At 65.7% G+C, this 16,462-nt stretch carries 19 protein-coding genes and 1 tRNA gene; 8 read left to right on the top strand and 12 right to left on the bottom strand.

Annotation, left to right across the window (positions count from 1 at the left end; genetic code table 11):
• Positions 1-60: 60 nt before the first annotated feature.
• From OG716_RS18300 to OG716_RS18270, 7 genes are all read right to left on the bottom strand, one after another.
• A tRNA-Gly gene (locus tag OG716_RS18300) sits at positions 61-132 on the bottom strand.
• 111 nt (positions 133-243) lie between these two features.
• Complete coding sequence (locus OG716_RS18295; protein WP_405138767.1) at positions 244-1,080, bottom strand: hypothetical protein; 837 nt, start codon at positions 1,078-1,080, stop codon at positions 244-246.
• Positions 1,077-2,756: a cutinase family protein gene (locus OG716_RS18290; protein ID WP_405138766.1), complete on the bottom strand. Its 1,680-nt coding sequence runs from the start codon at positions 2,754-2,756 to the stop codon at positions 1,077-1,079. Before OG716_RS18290 ends, OG716_RS18295 begins: the two co-directional genes overlap by 4 nt.
• Positions 2,757-2,773: 17 nt before the next feature.
• Positions 2,774-3,403 carry a hypothetical protein gene (locus OG716_RS18285; protein ID WP_405138765.1) on the bottom strand — a complete coding sequence of 210 codons (630 nt, stop codon included), beginning with the start codon at positions 3,401-3,403 and terminating at the stop codon, positions 2,774-2,776.
• The gene (locus OG716_RS18280; protein ID WP_405138764.1) at positions 3,400-4,260 is read right to left on the bottom strand and encodes a hypothetical protein; all 861 of its coding nucleotides are present in this window, start codon (positions 4,258-4,260) and stop codon (positions 3,400-3,402) included. Before OG716_RS18280 ends, OG716_RS18285 begins: the two co-directional genes overlap by 4 nt.
• Positions 4,261-4,263: 3 nt before the next feature.
• Positions 4,264-5,085: a hypothetical protein gene (locus OG716_RS18275; RefSeq protein WP_405138763.1), complete on the bottom strand. Its 822-nt coding sequence runs from the start codon at positions 5,083-5,085 to the stop codon at positions 4,264-4,266.
• Between the two features lie 10 nt (positions 5,086-5,095).
• Positions 5,096-6,205, bottom strand: a complete 1,110-nt coding sequence (locus tag OG716_RS18270; RefSeq protein WP_405138762.1) for a hypothetical protein — start codon at positions 6,203-6,205, stop codon at positions 5,096-5,098.
• A 331-nt stretch (positions 6,206-6,536) separates the two neighbouring features.
• On the opposite strand from OG716_RS18270, the gene OG716_RS18265 reads away from it, so the two are divergent.
• Entirely contained in the window at positions 6,537-7,175 is a 639-nt protein-coding gene (locus tag OG716_RS18265; RefSeq protein WP_405138761.1) for a hypothetical protein, read from the top strand.
• A 766-nt stretch (positions 7,176-7,941) separates the two neighbouring features.
• Here OG716_RS18265 and OG716_RS18260 read toward each other — a convergent pair.
• Both OG716_RS18260 and OG716_RS18255 read right to left on the bottom strand, forming a co-directional pair.
• Positions 7,942-8,142 carry a DUF397 domain-containing protein gene (locus tag OG716_RS18260; protein ID WP_405138760.1) on the bottom strand — a complete coding sequence of 67 codons (201 nt, stop codon included), beginning with the start codon at positions 8,140-8,142 and terminating at the stop codon, positions 7,942-7,944.
• Positions 8,139-9,038: a helix-turn-helix domain-containing protein gene (locus OG716_RS18255; protein WP_405138759.1), complete on the bottom strand. Its 900-nt coding sequence runs from the start codon at positions 9,036-9,038 to the stop codon at positions 8,139-8,141. The genes OG716_RS18260 and OG716_RS18255 overlap by 4 nt, the downstream gene beginning before the upstream one ends.
• A gap of 199 nt (positions 9,039-9,237) precedes the next feature.
• Between OG716_RS18255 and OG716_RS18250 the strand changes: the two genes are divergently transcribed.
• The 4 genes from OG716_RS18250 to OG716_RS18235 all read left to right on the top strand — a co-directional run bounded on the left by OG716_RS18250 (position 9,238) and on the right by OG716_RS18235 (position 10,839).
• Positions 9,238-9,465: a hypothetical protein gene (locus OG716_RS18250; RefSeq protein ID WP_405138758.1), complete on the top strand. Its 228-nt coding sequence runs from the start codon at positions 9,238-9,240 to the stop codon at positions 9,463-9,465.
• On the top strand, positions 9,462-9,677 hold the full coding sequence (locus tag OG716_RS18245) for a hypothetical protein (RefSeq protein ID WP_405138757.1): 216 nt from the start codon (positions 9,462-9,464) through the stop codon (positions 9,675-9,677). The genes OG716_RS18250 and OG716_RS18245 overlap by 4 nt, the downstream gene beginning before the upstream one ends.
• 65 nt (positions 9,678-9,742) lie before the next feature.
• Positions 9,743-10,213, top strand: coding sequence for a nuclear transport factor 2 family protein (locus OG716_RS18240; RefSeq protein ID WP_405138756.1), 471 nt, complete (start codon positions 9,743-9,745; stop codon positions 10,211-10,213).
• 17 nt (positions 10,214-10,230) lie between these two features.
• The gene (locus OG716_RS18235; protein ID WP_405138755.1) at positions 10,231-10,839 is read left to right on the top strand and encodes a MerR family transcriptional regulator; all 609 of its coding nucleotides are present in this window, start codon (positions 10,231-10,233) and stop codon (positions 10,837-10,839) included.
• 131 nt (positions 10,840-10,970) lie between these two features.
• On the opposite strand, the gene OG716_RS18230 is transcribed toward OG716_RS18235, so the two are convergent.
• On the bottom strand, positions 10,971-12,215 hold the full coding sequence (locus tag OG716_RS18230; protein ID WP_405138754.1) for an alpha/beta hydrolase family protein: 1,245 nt from the start codon (positions 12,213-12,215) through the stop codon (positions 10,971-10,973).
• Between the two features lie 45 nt (positions 12,216-12,260).
• Here OG716_RS18230 and OG716_RS18225 point away from each other — a divergent pair, with 45 nt between their 5' ends.
• Positions 12,261-13,163 carry a MerR family transcriptional regulator gene (locus OG716_RS18225; protein ID WP_405138753.1) on the top strand — a complete coding sequence of 301 codons (903 nt, stop codon included), beginning with the start codon at positions 12,261-12,263 and terminating at the stop codon, positions 13,161-13,163.
• Positions 13,164-13,390: 227 nt separating this feature from the next.
• On the opposite strand, the gene OG716_RS18220 is transcribed toward OG716_RS18225, so the two are convergent.
• Positions 13,391-14,233, bottom strand: coding sequence for a hypothetical protein (locus tag OG716_RS18220; protein WP_405138752.1), 843 nt, complete (start codon positions 14,231-14,233; stop codon positions 13,391-13,393).
• A 375-nt stretch (positions 14,234-14,608) separates the two neighbouring features.
• Between OG716_RS18220 and OG716_RS18215 the strand changes: the two genes are divergently transcribed.
• A complete protein-coding gene (locus OG716_RS18215) occupies positions 14,609-14,854 on the top strand; it encodes a hypothetical protein (protein ID WP_355120768.1) in 246 nt (81 codons plus the stop codon).
• 137 nt (positions 14,855-14,991) lie between these two features.
• A complete protein-coding gene (locus tag OG716_RS18210) occupies positions 14,992-15,771 on the top strand; it encodes an enoyl-CoA hydratase (protein WP_405138751.1) in 780 nt (259 codons plus the stop codon).
• A 142-nt stretch (positions 15,772-15,913) separates the two neighbouring features.
• Here OG716_RS18210 and OG716_RS18205 read toward each other — a convergent pair whose 3' ends face one another.
• Positions 15,914-16,462 carry a hypothetical protein gene (locus tag OG716_RS18205; RefSeq protein WP_405138750.1) on the bottom strand — a complete coding sequence of 183 codons (549 nt, stop codon included), beginning with the start codon at positions 16,460-16,462 and terminating at the stop codon, positions 15,914-15,916.

Genomic DNA, 16,462 nt, shown 5'->3' with positions numbered 1-16,462 from the left:
TCATCGAAGTGGAGCAGACAGAACTCGCGTCCCGGGAGAGACGAACCTTGGTTCGTGTTGAGCGGATGACGAGATTCGAACTCGCGACCCTCACCTTGGCAAGGTGATGCGCTACCACTGCGCTACATCCGCTTGCGCGTCCTTCGGAGCCTTGCGGCGCTGTCCGGCGTGCGAGAAAAGACATTAGCCGACGCGCTGCCCATCCACCAAACCGCCCCCTTTCCCATGCTCCGAACCGCGGTTCTAACGCGGTGTGGTGTTCTCCGGCAAGGGCACGATCGACGACACGAGCGTGCGATCCCCGGTGGTGGACGTCAGCACCAATTGCGGTGGCCAGACCTTGCGCGAGCTGTCCGGATGCGTCTCGCTGACCACCATGATCTGCTGCCCCGCGAACGGCCCGGGCATGATCTGCACGCAGTAGGTGGTCCCGGCCGGAATCGAGTCGATGCCCGCCTGGATATCGGCCACCGAGGGCGCGGTGGCATCGGGCGCGAACATCTCGTGCACCCGTTGGCCGTTGCGTTCCACGTAGTAGCGATTCTGTAGCGCCAGGATGACATCGGGTGCGGTGCGAGTACTGCCGGGACCATTGCCGCGCACGGTGGTGCCGTTCATCTCGTTCGGGCACAGCGCCGGATTATCGGCTGCCGCAGGCGCGGCCGCCGACGAGGTGGGCGCCGCCGGGGGCGCGGCGACAGTCGGCATCGGCCGCTTGTCGTCGGCCGGACTCACCTTGGCGATCTGCACGGCCACGGCGGCGGTCACCACGAGCACCGCCAGCACCCCCAATAGTGGTGCCGCCCAGGCGGGATACGCCCGGGGCCGCGGTTTGGACGGCAGCATCGCGCGCCGATGCCGTGCCCCCAGATGCGGCCGCAGGGCGGGTTCGTAACCCTCCGGCTCGTCATCGTCGTCGTAGTAGTCGTCGTAGCCCGAATCCTCTTCGTACCGGGCAGGTTCCGGCGCGGGCGCACTGGCGATCCAGTCCGCCCAATTGCCGGTGTGCTCGTCTTCGTCCTCGGCCGGCCCCAGTGGTGGTCCGTCGGTGCGTCCGGTCGAGGTGTCGTAGGTGGTCATGGCGTCCCCTGCGGTGAGAGGTTCGGAATGAGTGGCGCGGCGCTGGTGGGAACCGAGGTGATCAGTGGTGCGTCACCACTGGTGCTCGGTGCGCCGGAATCGCCTCCGCCGAGCGGGAATTGGCCTCCGTTCGGCGCCGTGGTGGCGACCGTGCTGGAGGGCGCGAAATCGAATCCGGAACTGGGCTTGTCACTGCCGCCGCGCGGCGTGGCCCCGGGCGCCGCTACCCCGGACAGATCGTGCGCCAGCGCCGCGAACCACGTTCCGACGAATTGTGTTGGACTGTCGCCGAATCCGCCGCCCTGCGCATGTGTGTAGTCATGCTTGGCCGCGGTGTTCCAGTACCGCACCCAGGTGGTGACGTCCAGCAGATCCTTGTTGTCGGTGACGTTCTGCACCAGCGCGGTGAACGCCGACGTGGTCAGATTGCTGATGGTGGTCGGCGGCACCAGATCGGTTACCGCGCCAACCAATTTGGTGCCGAGCACCGCGAGTCCGGCAATGGGATTGGCCAGCCCCGCGGCCGCGATCTCGGCGATATTGGTCGCGGTGAGCACGCTCTTCGCCACGGCCACCACGGAATTGAAGGCAATGGTGCCGACCTTGACCAGCGCCTGCATGGCTCCGGGCAGATCGACAGCATTGTTCGGATCCGACGCCTCGGCGATCCGCTGCGACAGCGACTTCTGCGGCTGGATCGACAGATCGGTGAGCGAGGTCCCGGAGATATCGTTGTTCACCACATTGGTGACGGTCTTGATGGACGTGTAGGCCAGCGCCTCCGCAATGGATTTCAACGAGGCGATCGGATCACCGCCCGAAATCTCGACCTGCCCTGCGATATTGGCCACCGCCCGCAGCAGCGGCGCATTGGCCGGTGCGTCGCAGGCGAGATCCCCGTCGGCGCAGAAGCTCGCGACCCGCCCGCTGAGGCTGCCGAAATTGGCGGTGCCCGCACCCGTGCCGCCATCGGTGGTGAGCGTGCTGGAGATCGTGCTGATCGAGCTGTTGCTGATCGCGGTCCCCATCCCCGATCCGGCGGGAGGCTGGTCGGACTGCGGCGGCGGCGGAAGTTTCGCCACCGCTTCACCATTGGTGCCCGGCGCGGCATCGGGCCGCTTCTGCCCGGGTTTGCCGGGGAACATCGACGCCCCGGCGGCGCGCGTCGGATCACCGAACAGCGCGACCGCGGCGATCCGATCGGCCGTCACCACGCCCGTGCCCCCGGCGACCTCCTGCGCGAACAGTGAGGCCACATGTGCGCCTTGCGAATACCCGGCGATAGCCAGCCGGGTATTGGGGCAGCGATCGGCGACCTGTTTCGCCATGGACCGCAAGGTGCTCAGACCGTCGCCGATGGATTTCGAGTACGTCGTCTTATCGGTGGAGACGGCCCCGCCGAAGGACGCCTCATAGGGCACATAGGCCCGGTCGACCAACCCGGCATCGCTGGCCTCGGACATCATGGGCCGGAACACCGTCGACAGCATTCCGGTGTCGGTGGTGACGGCCGCATCGGGCGAGGATTCACCCGTGCCCTGGATGCCGAGCGCGTACAGCGCCGGACAGGTGTCGATGGCCAGGCTCGTATCGGGTGGGCCCGCGTCGGCCACACTGAGGGTCGCTGCCGTGAACAGGCAGACGCTCGTAGTGATGAGCAGCAGTTTCCGGACCACGCCGCACCTCGTTCAGATCATGGACTCGGGTTCTGCGCGCCTGGGTGCGCGCGGGCGGTGATCCGTGCGCCGGCCGTACGGGCCGACGTCAGGATCTGCTCGGCCAGCAGCCGAACCGGTTGAGGCGGTGTGCGTGTGGGGTCGCCGTCGTCCAGCGGGGAGCTGTTGACGTCGGGTATCCACGCGGCCATATCGTGCGGTTCGAGGGCGCGCCACTGTTCCAGCCAGCCCAGCCGCCAGGTCTGCGCGCCGAGTTCGTGCGCGAGGTTCTCGGCGTCGTGCCGGCGCTCTTCGGCGGGCATGGGCAGCGGCCGTGCGGAATCGGCGACGGTGATGATCCCGACGAGTTCACTGCCGGCCGGGGTGGCCTGCTGCTCGTGCGAGACGAGCGCGCGATGCAGGGTGTTCAGCCCGTGCATATGGGTGCGGGCCACCAGGACTGCCAGCGGCGAATCCATATCCGCGCCGAAGCCGATGCGCGCGGGCCAGCGCTGCCCGGCATCACCGGCCCAGCTCATGCTGGCGGCCAGACTGCTCACACCCGCGCCGCCGTGCACGCCGACCAGCCACAGCAGCGGCGGCCGCTCGGGCCGATTCGGGACGGCGCGATGCCACATGGGCACCGGCGGCAGGCTCAGGGTGGTCATCGCAGCTCCCCGAGGAGCGCGAGGTAGGCGTCGCGGGTCTCGGCCGCGAGCCGGTGCCAGGAGATGAGCCCGCCTCCGGCGAGGTGAATATCGAAGGGCACCAGCATGACCGCGCGCACCCATGAGCCGAGATGGGCGCTGACATGCTCGAGGATGGCCGCGCCGGAGTCCGGAACCTGTTCGGTCAGCACGATCACGGCATCGCCGACGACGAATTCGCTGAAGTGCTCGTCCAGCCAGCTCAGCGAGGGTTGCAGCCGATTGATCGCATCCGGCCGCGCGGCGACGGTGATCACCAGGCCCACGCGCGGATCCGACAGCAGGGGAGCGGCGAGCCGGCTGGTCACCGGTGCGCCCGCATCGAAAACGGCCAGCAGTCCGGCGGTTTCGAGATGCCGCGCGACCGAAACCAGAGTTTCCCGGCGCGGCAGCGGATCCGGGCTGCGGCTCAGCACCCGCACCCCCGTGGTGGTCTGACCCGAGCACGCGCCGACGGTGGAGGGCAGTTCGGGATGCTCGGCGGAGAGCCAGTTCTGCACGGTGCTCACCGCCGGCATGGCATCACAGCCGCGCAGCCCGAGATCACCGCCGCCGAGCGTGGCGTCCACCGCTACCGGCCAGATCTCACCCTCACCGTCCACGGCCGCCGCGGCGGCCAATCCCAGTGCGGTGGTCGACGATCCCGACGATCCGGACCCTCCCAGCACCAGCACCGACGGCAGCACGGCCCGCAGCAGGCGGCCCTGTCCGCCATGCAGCGGGACCGGATCGGTCGGCGATCCGGTGGGGGTGCGCGGCCCTGGCTCCGGGGCGGGCGGTTCGGTCACGCGCCGGATGAGATCGTCGATATCGACCATCGCTCACCCGCCTGACGAAATGATCGAGCTGATCAGCACCCGGCCGTCGCCGCCGGTCGTGGTGGTGAAGGTCTGCTGCCAGGTGTTCTTGGTGCCGTCCGGGCGGCGCTCGTCGATATTCACATCCCAGTGATCGGCGGGCAGCCGGGAGATGGTGACGCAGTGCTGGGTTCCGGCCGGGACAGCCGAAATCGCGTCCCGGGTGGCCTGTTCCGGCGCGGCCTTGGCATCGGGGGTGAGCAGGCTGCGCACGACGGTGGCATCACGCAGCACATACCAGGCGTATTCCAGATGCATGATGACACCGGGCGCGGTGTTGAGATTGCCTGAGCTGGAACCACTCACCCGATCGGCGGATTCGACGGCCTGGCACCAGGCGCCCGGGGCGGCGGGCTGGTTCGGATTCGGCACCGCCGGAACCAGTGTCGGCGAGGGCGCGGCCTGCGATGCGGAATCGTCTCCGGGCGCGACTTTCACCCAGACGATCCCCGCGATCACGGCGAGCACCGCCGCCACGATGGCGGCCAGCGCCGCACGTTCGCGTATCTCGCGCCGCCGCCGCGTCTGCGCCGCGCGTTCCCGGGCCGCCAGCACCAGCGGGGCCATCGGATCATCCGACAGCAGATCGGCTTCCGCGGACGTGACCCGCCGAATTCGGGTGGTGGCCTCGCTGTCGGGCGTGTGGTCCTCATCGAGCCACTGCGCCCAGGCAGGGGTGGGATCCGGATCGTCCGCACGGTGGCGGCCCGGATTCGTCGGCGGCAACGCGGGCATAGCGGGGCGTTGCGCCGTGAGGTCTTCCTGTTCGATCACGGCGTCACCCATGTCTTTTCCGTCAGGCACCTGGAGCTGGCGCTAGCGCCGCCAGGAAGGATTCGGGGGTTAGTGGAGGCATCTGGGCGACCGCGGAGCGCAGCGAGTCGACGGTGCTGCCGACCTGCTGATTGACCTGATCGACCGCCTGATTGACCTGTTTGACTGTCTGGTCGACAACGGCGTTGACCTGCTGGACGACCGGTGCGGCAGCCTCCGCGATGGGTTGCGGGGCAACGATCGGCGCGACGGCGGGGATGATCGGCGCGGGAGCTGGGGCCGAAACCGGAGCTGCCACAGGCTGATCGATCAGAGGCGCGGGAGCGGGTGGTGCGGGCTGGTTCGCATTGCCGTTGCCCAGTGCACCACCGGCGAGTGCGGCGAGTGCGCCGCCGCCTGCTACCAATGGGACGCTGGCGAGTCCGCCAAGTGAACCACCGCCGACACATCCGGCAATGCCACCGACTATTGCCCCGGCAGGAGCACCGACACCAGCTGTCGGAATACCGCCGATCAATCCGCCTGCGACAGCACCGACTACGGCACCGATTCCACAGCCGATCGGCACCAGCGCTGCCGGTGCGACTACGCCAATCGTGCCCGCGCCGAGCAATGCGCCCACCGAGCTGGTGGCGGCCATTCGATCCGAGTCCTGGGTGGAGAAACCCAAGTGGTCGTAACCCGCGGCAATCTGCCATTCCGCGTAGTCGAGATAGGACTGCGCCTTGTCCCGAGTCTTCTCATCGACGAAATCGGGCAGCTCGACGGTGGAGGTGCCGACCCGCAGTTTGTGCGGGTCTACCGGAATCACCGCCGGTGCTTCCTCGGCAGGTGCTTGCGGCTGAACGGATTCGGGCTGCGGCGACGCTTCGGGCTGTACCAGCGTATTGGCCGGCGGCTGGGTCTGCTGTTTCGGACGCGGCCGGGCGGGCGGGGCAGGTGGATCCGGAATGAAATCCGCAGGGCTGGGTGCGGTCGCCGCGGGAGGCTGCGGGGTGGTGCTCAACCCCGGCTGACCTTCGCCGGGCACTGCCAGCCCCGGCTGTCCGGGCGAGGCCGAAGCCACTCCCTGGCTGGCCACCAGCATTATCGGCAATACCGACAATGCGAGCGAAGTGCGTTTGGAATTCATTGCCCATTCCCCTCATCAGAACGGCCGGTAGCGGGGCCACCCACCCGAAACCCCCTGCCGACCAGCGCTTTCCGCGCTTCCGGCCGCATGAACCGCAGCTGACCCATGACGAAACCCCACCACCGTGCGATGATCATGTTGCTGGGTCGATCCTACCCGTAACCGTGCCGCTCACAACCTGATACGGGTCAGTCGGGACGAATTCTTGTATAAATCAGTCGGAACGAATTCCGCTGCCGTGCGCATGCGCACCGTAAGATCACTTCCGCCCCGCAAGAACCGTGTGCCGCACTATCTCTCGTGCGTCCGCCGGTTCTCGGAAGGAAGCTCCATGCGTCTACCTGCAGCACACTTTTCGCTATCGCTGCTCGCTCTCGTGGCAGCCCTGACACTCACCGCGTGCGGCAGCGGCCTCACCTCGTCTCCCTCGGCGACCACCATCGCGCCCCCCGATCCGGCGCGCCCGCCCGTCGATATCCATTGGGAGGCATACCAGGGCTTCCAGCTACCGATCGGCGCGCACGACGGACCCACCAGGCAGAGCCCCGCCCCCTCCGGCTACTCCCATACCCCGCAGGGTGCGGCCCTAGCCGCCATCAATCAGAACGTCCGTCTCACCCTGGCCCCCGACGGCGCGTGGCCGGACATAGCGGCCGAATCCCTCATGCCCGGCCCCGCCAAGGACTCCTGGGTCCTGGCCCGCGCCCAGATCTCGATCACCGCCCCCGCGAATCCCGCCACCACCGCCCACATCGCCGGCTACAAAATCAACACCTACACCGCCGCCCGCACCGACCTCACCGTCTACAGCACCCTCTCCGACAACAGCATCCTGGCCACCCTCCTGACCGTCGTCTGGTCCGCCGACGACTGGCGCTTCCAACTCCCCGACCTCAACTCCAAAACCAACAGAAACCAATCCCCGGCAGCCTTCCCCGCCGACATGGTGAAACTGGAAGCCCCGAAGTAGCTGTCAGCCCCAGACCGGCAACGGGCCCGATCGCCGCCCACGGTTCCAACCCGGGTCCGGCCCCGTCGATCTGTCTCTGCGCTGCACAGTATGTGACGGGTGTCCGGCGGAATGGCCGCCGCACCCGGGGCCGCGACCTTCAGTTCACCGAGAGGTCGGCTGCGGCGATACGCATCACGCAGGCCCGGAGTGTGCGGGAACTGACGTTCACGACTGTGCGGTCCTGAATAGGTTGTCGGGGTCCTGGCGGTGGCTGTTCGATCCTGTCGCGGCTGTTTGGTGCCGGAACGGGCTATCGCGCAACGTCTCTCCGCACTACACAGCACGTGGGGGTTGTGGGACCTCGGCGCGGGCCGCGCGATCCCGGTGCGGCGGTTTCGGCCCGGCATGCGGTTGGGAGAGGCGTCGGTCGCTTCTGGCTCCGTTGCGACGGCTCGGCGGCGCAGAGTTCGGCTGAAACTTGAGCGGGCTGGCGGACTTTGCCGATCTGCGCGCGAACTGGGCAATTCGCGCCGCGGCCACTGTGGTGGCGTGAATCTGCGAACCCGGATCACCGGAATGCCTGCGTCCGGATCAGTCGCGGCGTGGTCTGTGCTGGCTGCGGGGTGGTGACTCCCGCAGCCAGCCCGAGGCTGCCGAACTAGGCTGAAGTGGCGGCAATCGTCGCGTTGTGATCAAGCTCGCGACCGGCTACCCGACCGGATAGTGACTGGGGCCGAGTCTGTTTCAGGCTCGGCTTGGTGTTCGTCCTGTTGGTGTAGCTCGTTCAGTGATTCCAGATTTCGCTGGCCAGGAAGCGATCCCACTGCTCGCCGGGGAACACGAGCACCGGCCCGTCAGGGTTCTTGGAGTCACGCACTCCGACTGAGCTCGCGGGTGCGCTGAGGAAAGCGATCTCGACGCACTCGGAGGCATCGGCCGATCTGGAGGACTTGAACCATTTAGCGTCGGCTAGGTCACTGATCATGTTGCGTACTCCTTCGCAATGCGCGACATCAGATCGCGAGTGTCGTTCTTACTCAACGCTACTCGATCGATGTCCATGAGTGCATGGCGAAATCGTGCGATTACATCGGCATGTTCCATATAAAGTGCGCCCTCGCAACCATCGACGTATACGACCGGCATCTCGACCAAATGACGTGCAAGAGGAGGGAATTCGAGCAGGGCGAACGATTGGACAACCAGCCCGAGGTACATGCCGCCGCTGAACGGCACCACCCGGATCGACACGTTTTCCCGTTCACTGACTGTCGCCAGGTGTGACAACTGCTCGGCCATGGCAGATGCCCCGCCAGGCTGATGGCGCAGCACAGCCTCCGACAGCATGACTTCGTATCGGAAGGTGTTGTCGGAGAGCCTTTCTTGTCGTCGAGCGGCAAGCTCGAGGCGGCGGTCTACATCTATGGCGGACATGTTCGGGTGTGTGGCCTCGATGATGGCGCGGCGGTATCGGGGTGTCTGCAACAGGCCGTGCACCAGTACGGATTGATATGTGCTCAGGTGATTCGCAGATGTCTCGAGTCTCAGATAGTGATCGAAATGCGGAGCGTATTGGCCGGAGTACTGCTGCCACCAAGCTTTCGCAGTGCCTTGCACTTTGGCTGCCCTGGTGTGTTGCTTGACCTCCTCCCACAGTTCGAGAGCCTCGGCTCGAGCCGCCGGACTGACCTTGTAGAGGTCGAACAACACCTGGAGCTGCGGGGTAGTCACCTTCGTCGGCAGGCCATCCTCGACACGTAGGACGGTTTGTTTCGAAGTCTCTATCTGAACGCCGGCGGTCAGCAACGTGACACCGGCCCGCTCGCGCATGCCGCGAAGATATCTTCCGAAAGCCCTACGGGGGATGGTTGATCCGACCATTTCGTTAGCCTCGCTATCTGGGGAAGCGTTTCAACAACGGTCTAAATTGGAATCCCATCTTATTCCCCCGTATCTCTTTCATGGTCGGTTCCCGGGGTTCAAAGTTATGCGTATACCGAGCGAGGGTGATCAATCGTAATAGACCTCTCGGTACTCAAATCGCCTTCCGCACTGGCTATCTGCTTGAGAGGGGACCGAAATGACCTGGGACATCTGGGCGCTGCTGTCGATCATCGTGCTGTGCAGCACCGTCATCGTCTGGTCCGGCTGGGGTTACTACCGCGAACTCCATCCGGAGGAAGTCGACTCCCTGCGCCTGCACCTCATAGGCGGCGGTCACCTCGACGTCCCCCTCGCTCCCGATCACCCCACCGGCCGTCACCGCGCGCCCCACTTCACCCGCCTCCACCTGGAGCCGACTCCGTGACCCCCGCAGAATTGGCAGTCCTCGCCGTGCTCCGCCCCAACCTCCCGCTCACCTCCACCCAGGTCCAGCAGGCCGCCCGCCTGACCGCCGCTCGCGCTCGAAATGCGCTGTCCCAATTGGAATCCCGGGGCCTGATCATGGCCAGCCGTCCCCGTGGTCGGTACCGGATCACCCCACGCGGCCGAGCGGCCCTGATAACAAAATCCCGCTGACCCTTGAAACTGACGTAACGTCAGGTTTTAGCGTGGGTGGTGCACATCGAGACGAGGAGCAGTAGATGAGCACTGACCTGCGGAGACTGTCCGATCGCACGGAGATCGTCGAGCTGCTGAGCGGCTACTTGGCGGCGGTTGACGATAAGCGGCTCGATCGCACCGTGGTGACCACGACTTTCGCGGCCGACGGCCGGATCGTCCGTCCCAATGGGGCCGCTGTTGTCGGACACGACAACATCCTCGAAAGCCAGTCCACGAGTTTCGCCCGCTTTCGGGCGACGCATCACGTCACCGGCGATCATCTTGTCGAAATCGACGGTGGCACAGCAAGAATGCGCGCCAACCTGACCGCCATGCATCTCTGGTCTCCGGAGGAGTCCGATTCCCACTCCCTGGAGACCCATTTCCTCGCCGGCGGCGTATTCGATGTCCGTGCGACGCGCACCGGCAGCGGGTGGAGACTGACCGAAATGGCGCTGCACAACACCTGGCGCAGCGGCACGGGTGTGGCCGCAATGCTGGCAACCCGCTGATTCGACAGGAGTGCACAGTGGCCGAAAAAGTATGGCGCGTAGGAGATCTGGCCCGCGCAACCGGCGTCACGGTCCGGGCCCTGCACCACTACGACCAGCTCGGCCTCCTGGCGCCCTCCTCGCGCACCTCCGGCGGCCATCGCAGCTACACCGAGTCCGACGTACATCGCCTGCACCGCATTGTGGCCTTGCGGGGCTTCGGATTTCCGCTCGAGGACATCGCGGCCCTCCTGCACGCCGACCCCGACCAGGACCCTCGCGACCTGCTCCGGCAACAGCTGACGCTGGTCGAAGACGGCATCGCCCGAGCCGACGCTCTGCGACACCGCCTGTTCGAGGTGCTCGACGGCCTCGATCGAACGGTAGAGCCGTCGACCTCGGAGTTCTTACGACTGATAGAGGAGACCATCACCATGAATCAGCCACTGACCCAGGAGGAATTCGCCCGCCTGATCCGGCAGCGTGAGGAATTCGCGCGGACCTCGAGCGCGGAAGAGTTTGCCGCACTGTCGAAACGCCGCGAGGACGCCTTCGCCGCAATGACTCCGGCGGACCGGGAGCGGTTGGAGGCCAGCCGCACTCGAATGATTCCGCCCGGCATCGACCTCGGACCCGCGGAAGGGTAAGCGGGAGGCTTGCTCTTCCACTCCGCTGATTTCACGTGAGCAACTGGCCTAATCGTGCACTACCCGGCCTCAAATGGCGGTTTCCCGCCGAATCCGCGTCGATAGTGCACGAAAAGGCCGACCGGCGATCCTCAAGGAATGAATCTCGTATTCGGGTAGCCCGGATTGCCTTCATCGAACAGGTGACTGTCGCCGTGCTTCAGGTGCAGATCGAAAAACGCTGCGACATAGGCACGTTGGGCGATGACCGACTGCTCGGGATCGATCCGCCCGATCTCCCGCTGCTGCGCACCCCGCTTCAGCATCTGTGCGAGCTGCGGAACCACGACCTGGAGATCGGTGAATCCATTGTGCGCGGCGCCGTCGAAGTGCAGATCTCGTTTCCACGCCCGCTGATTGGTCCAGAACTCCATCCACGACGGATCGATATCGGTGCTCATATGGGAATGCTCGAGTGTGTCACCCGTCGCCGGGTACACGAAGTCGGAGCCCACCAGCAGTAGCGGCCGATCCAACCCGTGCCGCACGCTCTCCCCGGCCTTACCCGGCGACATCGCGCCGTCGAAGTTGATCCCGGCGCCGATCCGCCGGTCGTAGTACATGCTCTCCGCGGTCGTGCATCCGCCCAGTGAGTGTCCGAACATGCCTATCGCCGAAAGATCCAGCGCTCCGGCCAGACCCGTGGGCAGCGGGTGTTTCTCGGCATCAGGGTTGTCGCCCCGATCCAAGTGCGTCAGTTCGTCCAGTACGAACCGGGTATCGGCAATGCGGGCAGCCATCGTCCGCCGCAGGAATTCCACGCTCGACTCGGCGCTGCCGGTGACGACCCGCCCGCCGGGGAACTCGATCGCCGCCGAATCATGCGGATGTGACAGGGACACAACGATATAGCCGTGACTGGCCAGATCATCGGTGAGCACCGAACCGAGCTCCCGCATCAGGCCGAGGCCGTGCGAGAACAACACCACCGGCCACCGTTGTGTGCGATCCACCGCCGCCGACACCACGGCCTGCCGCTTGGTCCCGCTCCAATCGACCACGCCCGCAGGCATATCCAGAAAAGCCGGATCGGGCACACTCTGATCGAATACGCTCGCCACCCGCGGCGACATCCAGTCCGCGAGTTCTCCGCCGCCCCGCGCGGGATAGGTCACGGTAACCATCAGCTCCCGCTGCTCGCTCGGCTCCCACGGATCCGGCCGCGCATCCACCAGATGCAGATCCACCGTGCCCACCCGATACCGCCCACTGAGCCCCGGCAAGGTCAGGCGCACCTGCGGACTGATTGTGATCGGCGTCGCGGCAGCCAGCAACCCGAGCCCGGCGATCAGCCCCACAGCACCCGCGAAGACCCGCCTATCGAACACATCGGTCACTTAACCACTTGCGTCTCCAGCGGGTGGAAGGTGCAGCGTATTGCCATGACCGACGACCTCCACACGATCGGCGAGCTGGCCCAGCGCACCGGCCTCCCGGTCCGCACCATCCGCTTCTGGTCCGACACCGGCGTCCTCACCCCCGCAACCCGATCCCCGGCGGGCTACCGCCTGTACGACGCAGCAGCGGCAGGCCGCCTCGACCTGATCCGCACCCTCCGCGAACTGGGCCTCGGCCTGGAGACCGTCCGTCAGATCCTGGACAACCAGCTCACCCTCTCCGACGTAGCCGCCACCCACGTCCGAGCACTGGAGGCGGAAATCCGCACCCTCCGCCTCCAGTGCGCCGTTCTCCGCACCGTCGCCGACCGCGAATCCACCACCGAGGAACTGACATTGATGCACAAACTAGCCACACTCTCGGCGCGAGAACGCCAGCAGATCATCGACGAGTTTGTCGCCCGAGCCTTCGAGGGTGTCACCGACGAAGACAGCACGGCCATAGCCGATCTCATGCGCGAACTACCACCCGCCCTCCCCGACGATCCGACCCTCGAACAGGTCGACGCCTGGATCGAGCTGGGCGAGTTGGTATCCGACAGATCTCTGCGGCACACCCTTCGTCGACTGGTTCTCTCCGGCGCCACCGACAACCGCATCGAATTCGGCCTGACCATCCGCCCCCTGATCCTCGAACACGCGGGCCCGGCGGTCGCCGCCGGCATCGCTCCGGATTCGCCTGCGGCCGAGGCGATCCTGGCGCGAATAGTTCCCGCGGATCTTCCCGAACCCGGCACCGTCGCCCTGGTGGCCTGGCTCGACACCGTGTCCGAACCGAAGGTGGAGCGCTACTGGGAGCTGCTGACCGTGATCAACGGGTACCAGCCCGCCCCGCCCGCAGTCCCCGCCTTCGCCTGGCTATCAGCAGCCCTGCGTGCCCACCGATAGCTCTCCTCTCCGGAATTCCACACCAATGCTGCAACGTCTTCGGCTATTTGCAGCTGGGGACCCCGCCCGCGCGCGGCCCGTCCGAGAGTCATCCCTTCCGCCGTGTGAATTTCGACCAGGAACTGGTGGCGGTGCCTACTCGGTGTTTGCCGCAACCAGTTCCTGGTCGATGGCATTTCACGTGTGCGAATGGAAGATTCGGTCGAAGGTGGGGGAGATGTGGTGGGTTACAGCCACTTCATCAGGGTCATGCTCGAGAGCTGCGCGTTGGTGATGGTCGGCAGGTCGACCTTCTTCGGCGGACTACTGCCGTCCACCGTGATGACATAGACGGAGGTTTGGCCGGTGCCCTGGGTGTCGAGGTACTTGAAGGCGATCTGAGTGCCGTCGTGATTGCTCACGGGGTTCGATATACCAGCCGTATTCGTGGTGGGCAGCAGCGGCGTCCTGTTGCTCGCGGTGAAGCAATTGGTCGCCGGATCCTTGACGACGTCGGACCGATATACCTGAGTGTCCTTGGCATCTATCACTTTGGCAGGGCCACCCAGCCAGATCAGTGTTCCGCAGTCAGCGGTGGGGAACACGATGGTCCCGTCATAGTTGAGGTAGGGACCGCCGAGGTGTCCGTGCCCCACGGCCTGCGGATTACTTGTCGACCCAGCCGGTATCTCGTAGTAGTTGTCCACCGGTGTCGCAGGCTGCCGGTAGTAGAAGTTGCCCGCGCCATCGAACCCGATGGATTCGAAATCCGGCTGCGTACCCCCGAATGGCCCGAGCGCGGCCGCAGGCGTCACATTGGTGAATGTCCCACCGGCATCTATCCATCCAGCACTGTCATGCCCGTCGACCTTCTTGGTGAACGCGAATCTCTTGAGATCCGGTGACGCCGAGAGAACATTTCCGGAATCGCAGGTATTCGAGCACGCGGAGACATCGAAAGAGGCGACTTGTGAATACTTTCCGGAGCGGGGATCGATGAATCCATAGTTCATATGCCCCGCGGATCCGGTGCCGACGAATATCTGCGTAAGTATCCCCGACGTCACCTGCGGCGCAGTAGCACTGGTCACCGAGGCTGGATTGGTCGAGGTCGCAGCCGCCGCGGGCGGACTGCTCGATGCGGTAGCTGATGGCTTGGTGGTCGAGTTATTCGCCGAGCATCCGGCTGTAAACGCTAGTAATACTGTCGAAATGGCAAGAATTGCTGACAAACGTCCATGGGATTCTGCATTCATGCGGACTCTCCGGCCAAGCGGTGCAACACTGTCGCGTCATTATGCGCTCCGCAGAGAGGTTGCGGGTCCCGATCCGCCGGGCGCCACCGGGGCCCACGCAACCAGGGTCTTCCAAAACGATCATCTGAACCGTGATTATTTCATATGCTCTCACCGGCAGAGCGGCAGAACACCGCGTCTGCCTCGGCAAACAGATTTGAGGACAACTTCATGAAACGAACCATTCTCGTCGGCGCCGCCGCCTTCGCCCTTCTCGGTGGTGCCATGGGCACGGCTGCCGCAGAAGGGATTCCGCTCACCGCCCAGAACGTCGACATCACCCCCGGCTCGGCCGCGGACCTGGGCAATGCCATCGGTACCGGCTCGGTCGACACCGGCAGCACCGCCGCCGCCCTCGGCAGCGCCTTCGGCGGCGGCTACGCCGGCGGCGTACTCAGCAGCCTCTCCGCACACTGATCCAGGCGGAACAGCAGAAGGGCCCGGCCGAAACCGGGCCTGATCTGGTCTATGTTCGGGCGCAGGGGACCGTATGAGCATCGGCGAGATCGCGTTGGTCTATTGACCCGTCGCGGCCACTCACTTAGCATCCAGCGATGCTCCTCGTCGATAAGAACGACTTAGTCCTGACCTTGACGCTCAGTCGGCCCGAATCGCGAAATGCATTGTCGCCGCAGCTGATTGAGGAGTTGCAGACTCAGATCGCCGCGGCTGACTCCGACCCCGATGTCGCCGTTGTGATCCTCACCGGTGCTGATCCGGCCTTCTGCGCGGGAGTCGATCTTCGAGTGATAGGCGCCGAAGGCGGTTGGGACAATATGGGCGGAGGGGAAGGTGGCGCCGGTGATGCCCCGGCCGGGCACCCGTGGACGCCGATCAGCAAGCCGATCATCGGCGCGGTCAACGGAGCCGCGGTGACCGGCGGTCTCGAGCTCGCATTGGCTTGCGACATCCTCATCGCCTCGGAACGGGCGCGATTCGCCGACACGCATGCCCGCGTCGGCGTCATGCCGCTGTGGGGCCTGACCGCCCGCCTGCCGGAAGCCGTCGGGTTCGGGTTCGCTCGCCGAATGAGCTTGTCGGGCAACTTCATCGATGCCCACACCGCCCTCTCGCACGGCCTGGTCACCGAGGTCGTGCCGCACGACGAACTGCTCCCCACCGCACGCCGGCTCGCCCTGGATATCGCGTCCAACAATCAGACCGCGGTCACCACGCTCCTCGGCTCCTACCGCCGGGTTCAAGACCACGTACTCGCCCCTCAGGCCCAGATCGAAGCCGCGACCGGCGCGGATTGGCTGGCCGGTGACGCCGCGCGCGACATCGCCAAGGACGCACGCGCGGTCATCGACCGGGGGCGGGCTCAGCTGCATTGAGTCACCGCCAAGCTCTCTCCGCGAATTGAACCGGTATGAATTCGAACGTGAGGCATTGATCGCCTCGCATTGATTTCGGCCGACTCTGATTCGGATTTGCGAGCGCTCCCGAACGCCGGTGGGGTGCCGGATCATTCGAATGTCAGTGCTGGCAAAGCCATTCGGTGCCGTAGTGTCCGGCATTGCCACCGTCGAGGTGAACCCAGTGGCCGTCGCCTTCGCAAGGTGCGCCGTCTACCTGAGCCGAGTTCTGCGGGGACGTGGTCGTGGGGACGACAACCGGTGCGGTGGTCTCGGCGGGTGGGTTATTGTCCGGGCCCGCGCCGTTGTTGGGGTTGGTGCAGATCGTGCCCTCGCACGGAACCCAGGTGCCGTCGCCGTTGGGATTCTGGATGGCGTTGGGGCCGACGTAGCTGCCGAGCGGGCAGCCCGGGTCCTGATTCTTCGCGCAGTACTCGGCGCTCAGGCCATTACCGGTGGAGCCGTCGGCCCCGCGCGGTCCCGGGTTGTTGTTCGGCTGCGGCTGGACCGAGGTCCCCGGGGCCGGAGCTGCCGTAGTCGAAACGGCTGTGGTCGTGCCGGCCTTCACCGTCGTGCTACTGGGCGACGGAGAGGTCGACGAATCATTCGAACACGCCGCGGCGCTCAGAATGAGGGCCAACCCCGCGAGGACGGTCAACGAACGCTTCAC

Origin of the sequence: Nocardia sp. NBC_01388, assembly GCF_045040085.1 — a bacterium.
GTDB lineage: Bacteria > Actinomycetota > Actinomycetes > Mycobacteriales > Mycobacteriaceae > Nocardia.
The sequence above is the reverse complement of the archived record's forward strand: the minus strand, read 5'-3'. Positions and strand labels throughout refer to the sequence as shown.

What these genes read in the sequence shown, in the direction of transcription:
- OG716_RS18295 (WP_405138767.1), bottom strand. Translation starts at nt 1,080, where the DNA reads ATGACCACCTACGACACCTCGACCGGACGCACCGACGGACCACCACTG.
- OG716_RS18285 (WP_405138765.1), bottom strand. Translation starts at nt 3,403, where the DNA reads ATGACCACCCTGAGCCTGCCGCCGGTGCCCATGTGGCATCGCGCCGTC.
- OG716_RS18280 (WP_405138764.1), bottom strand. Translation starts at nt 4,260, where the DNA reads ATGGTCGATATCGACGATCTCATCCGGCGCGTGACCGAACCGCCCGCC.
- OG716_RS18275 (WP_405138763.1), bottom strand. Translation starts at nt 5,085, where the DNA reads ATGGGTGACGCCGTGATCGAACAGGAAGACCTCACGGCGCAACGCCCC.
- OG716_RS18270 (WP_405138762.1), bottom strand. Translation starts at nt 6,205, where the DNA reads ATGAATTCCAAACGCACTTCGCTCGCATTGTCGGTATTGCCGATAATG.
- OG716_RS18265 (WP_405138761.1), top strand. Translation starts at nt 6,537, where the DNA reads ATGCGTCTACCTGCAGCACACTTTTCGCTATCGCTGCTCGCTCTCGTG.
- OG716_RS18260 (WP_405138760.1), bottom strand. Translation starts at nt 8,142, where the DNA reads ATGATCAGTGACCTAGCCGACGCTAAATGGTTCAAGTCCTCCAGATCG.
- OG716_RS18255 (WP_405138759.1), bottom strand. Translation starts at nt 9,038, where the DNA reads ATGGTCGGATCAACCATCCCCCGTAGGGCTTTCGGAAGATATCTTCGC.
- OG716_RS18250 (WP_405138758.1), top strand. Translation starts at nt 9,238, where the DNA reads ATGACCTGGGACATCTGGGCGCTGCTGTCGATCATCGTGCTGTGCAGC.
- OG716_RS18240 (WP_405138756.1), top strand. Translation starts at nt 9,743, where the DNA reads ATGAGCACTGACCTGCGGAGACTGTCCGATCGCACGGAGATCGTCGAG.
- OG716_RS18225 (WP_405138753.1), top strand. Translation starts at nt 12,261, where the DNA reads ATGACCGACGACCTCCACACGATCGGCGAGCTGGCCCAGCGCACCGGC.
- OG716_RS18215 (WP_355120768.1), top strand. Translation starts at nt 14,609, where the DNA reads ATGAAACGAACCATTCTCGTCGGCGCCGCCGCCTTCGCCCTTCTCGGT.
- OG716_RS18210 (WP_405138751.1), top strand. Translation starts at nt 14,992, where the DNA reads ATGCTCCTCGTCGATAAGAACGACTTAGTCCTGACCTTGACGCTCAGT.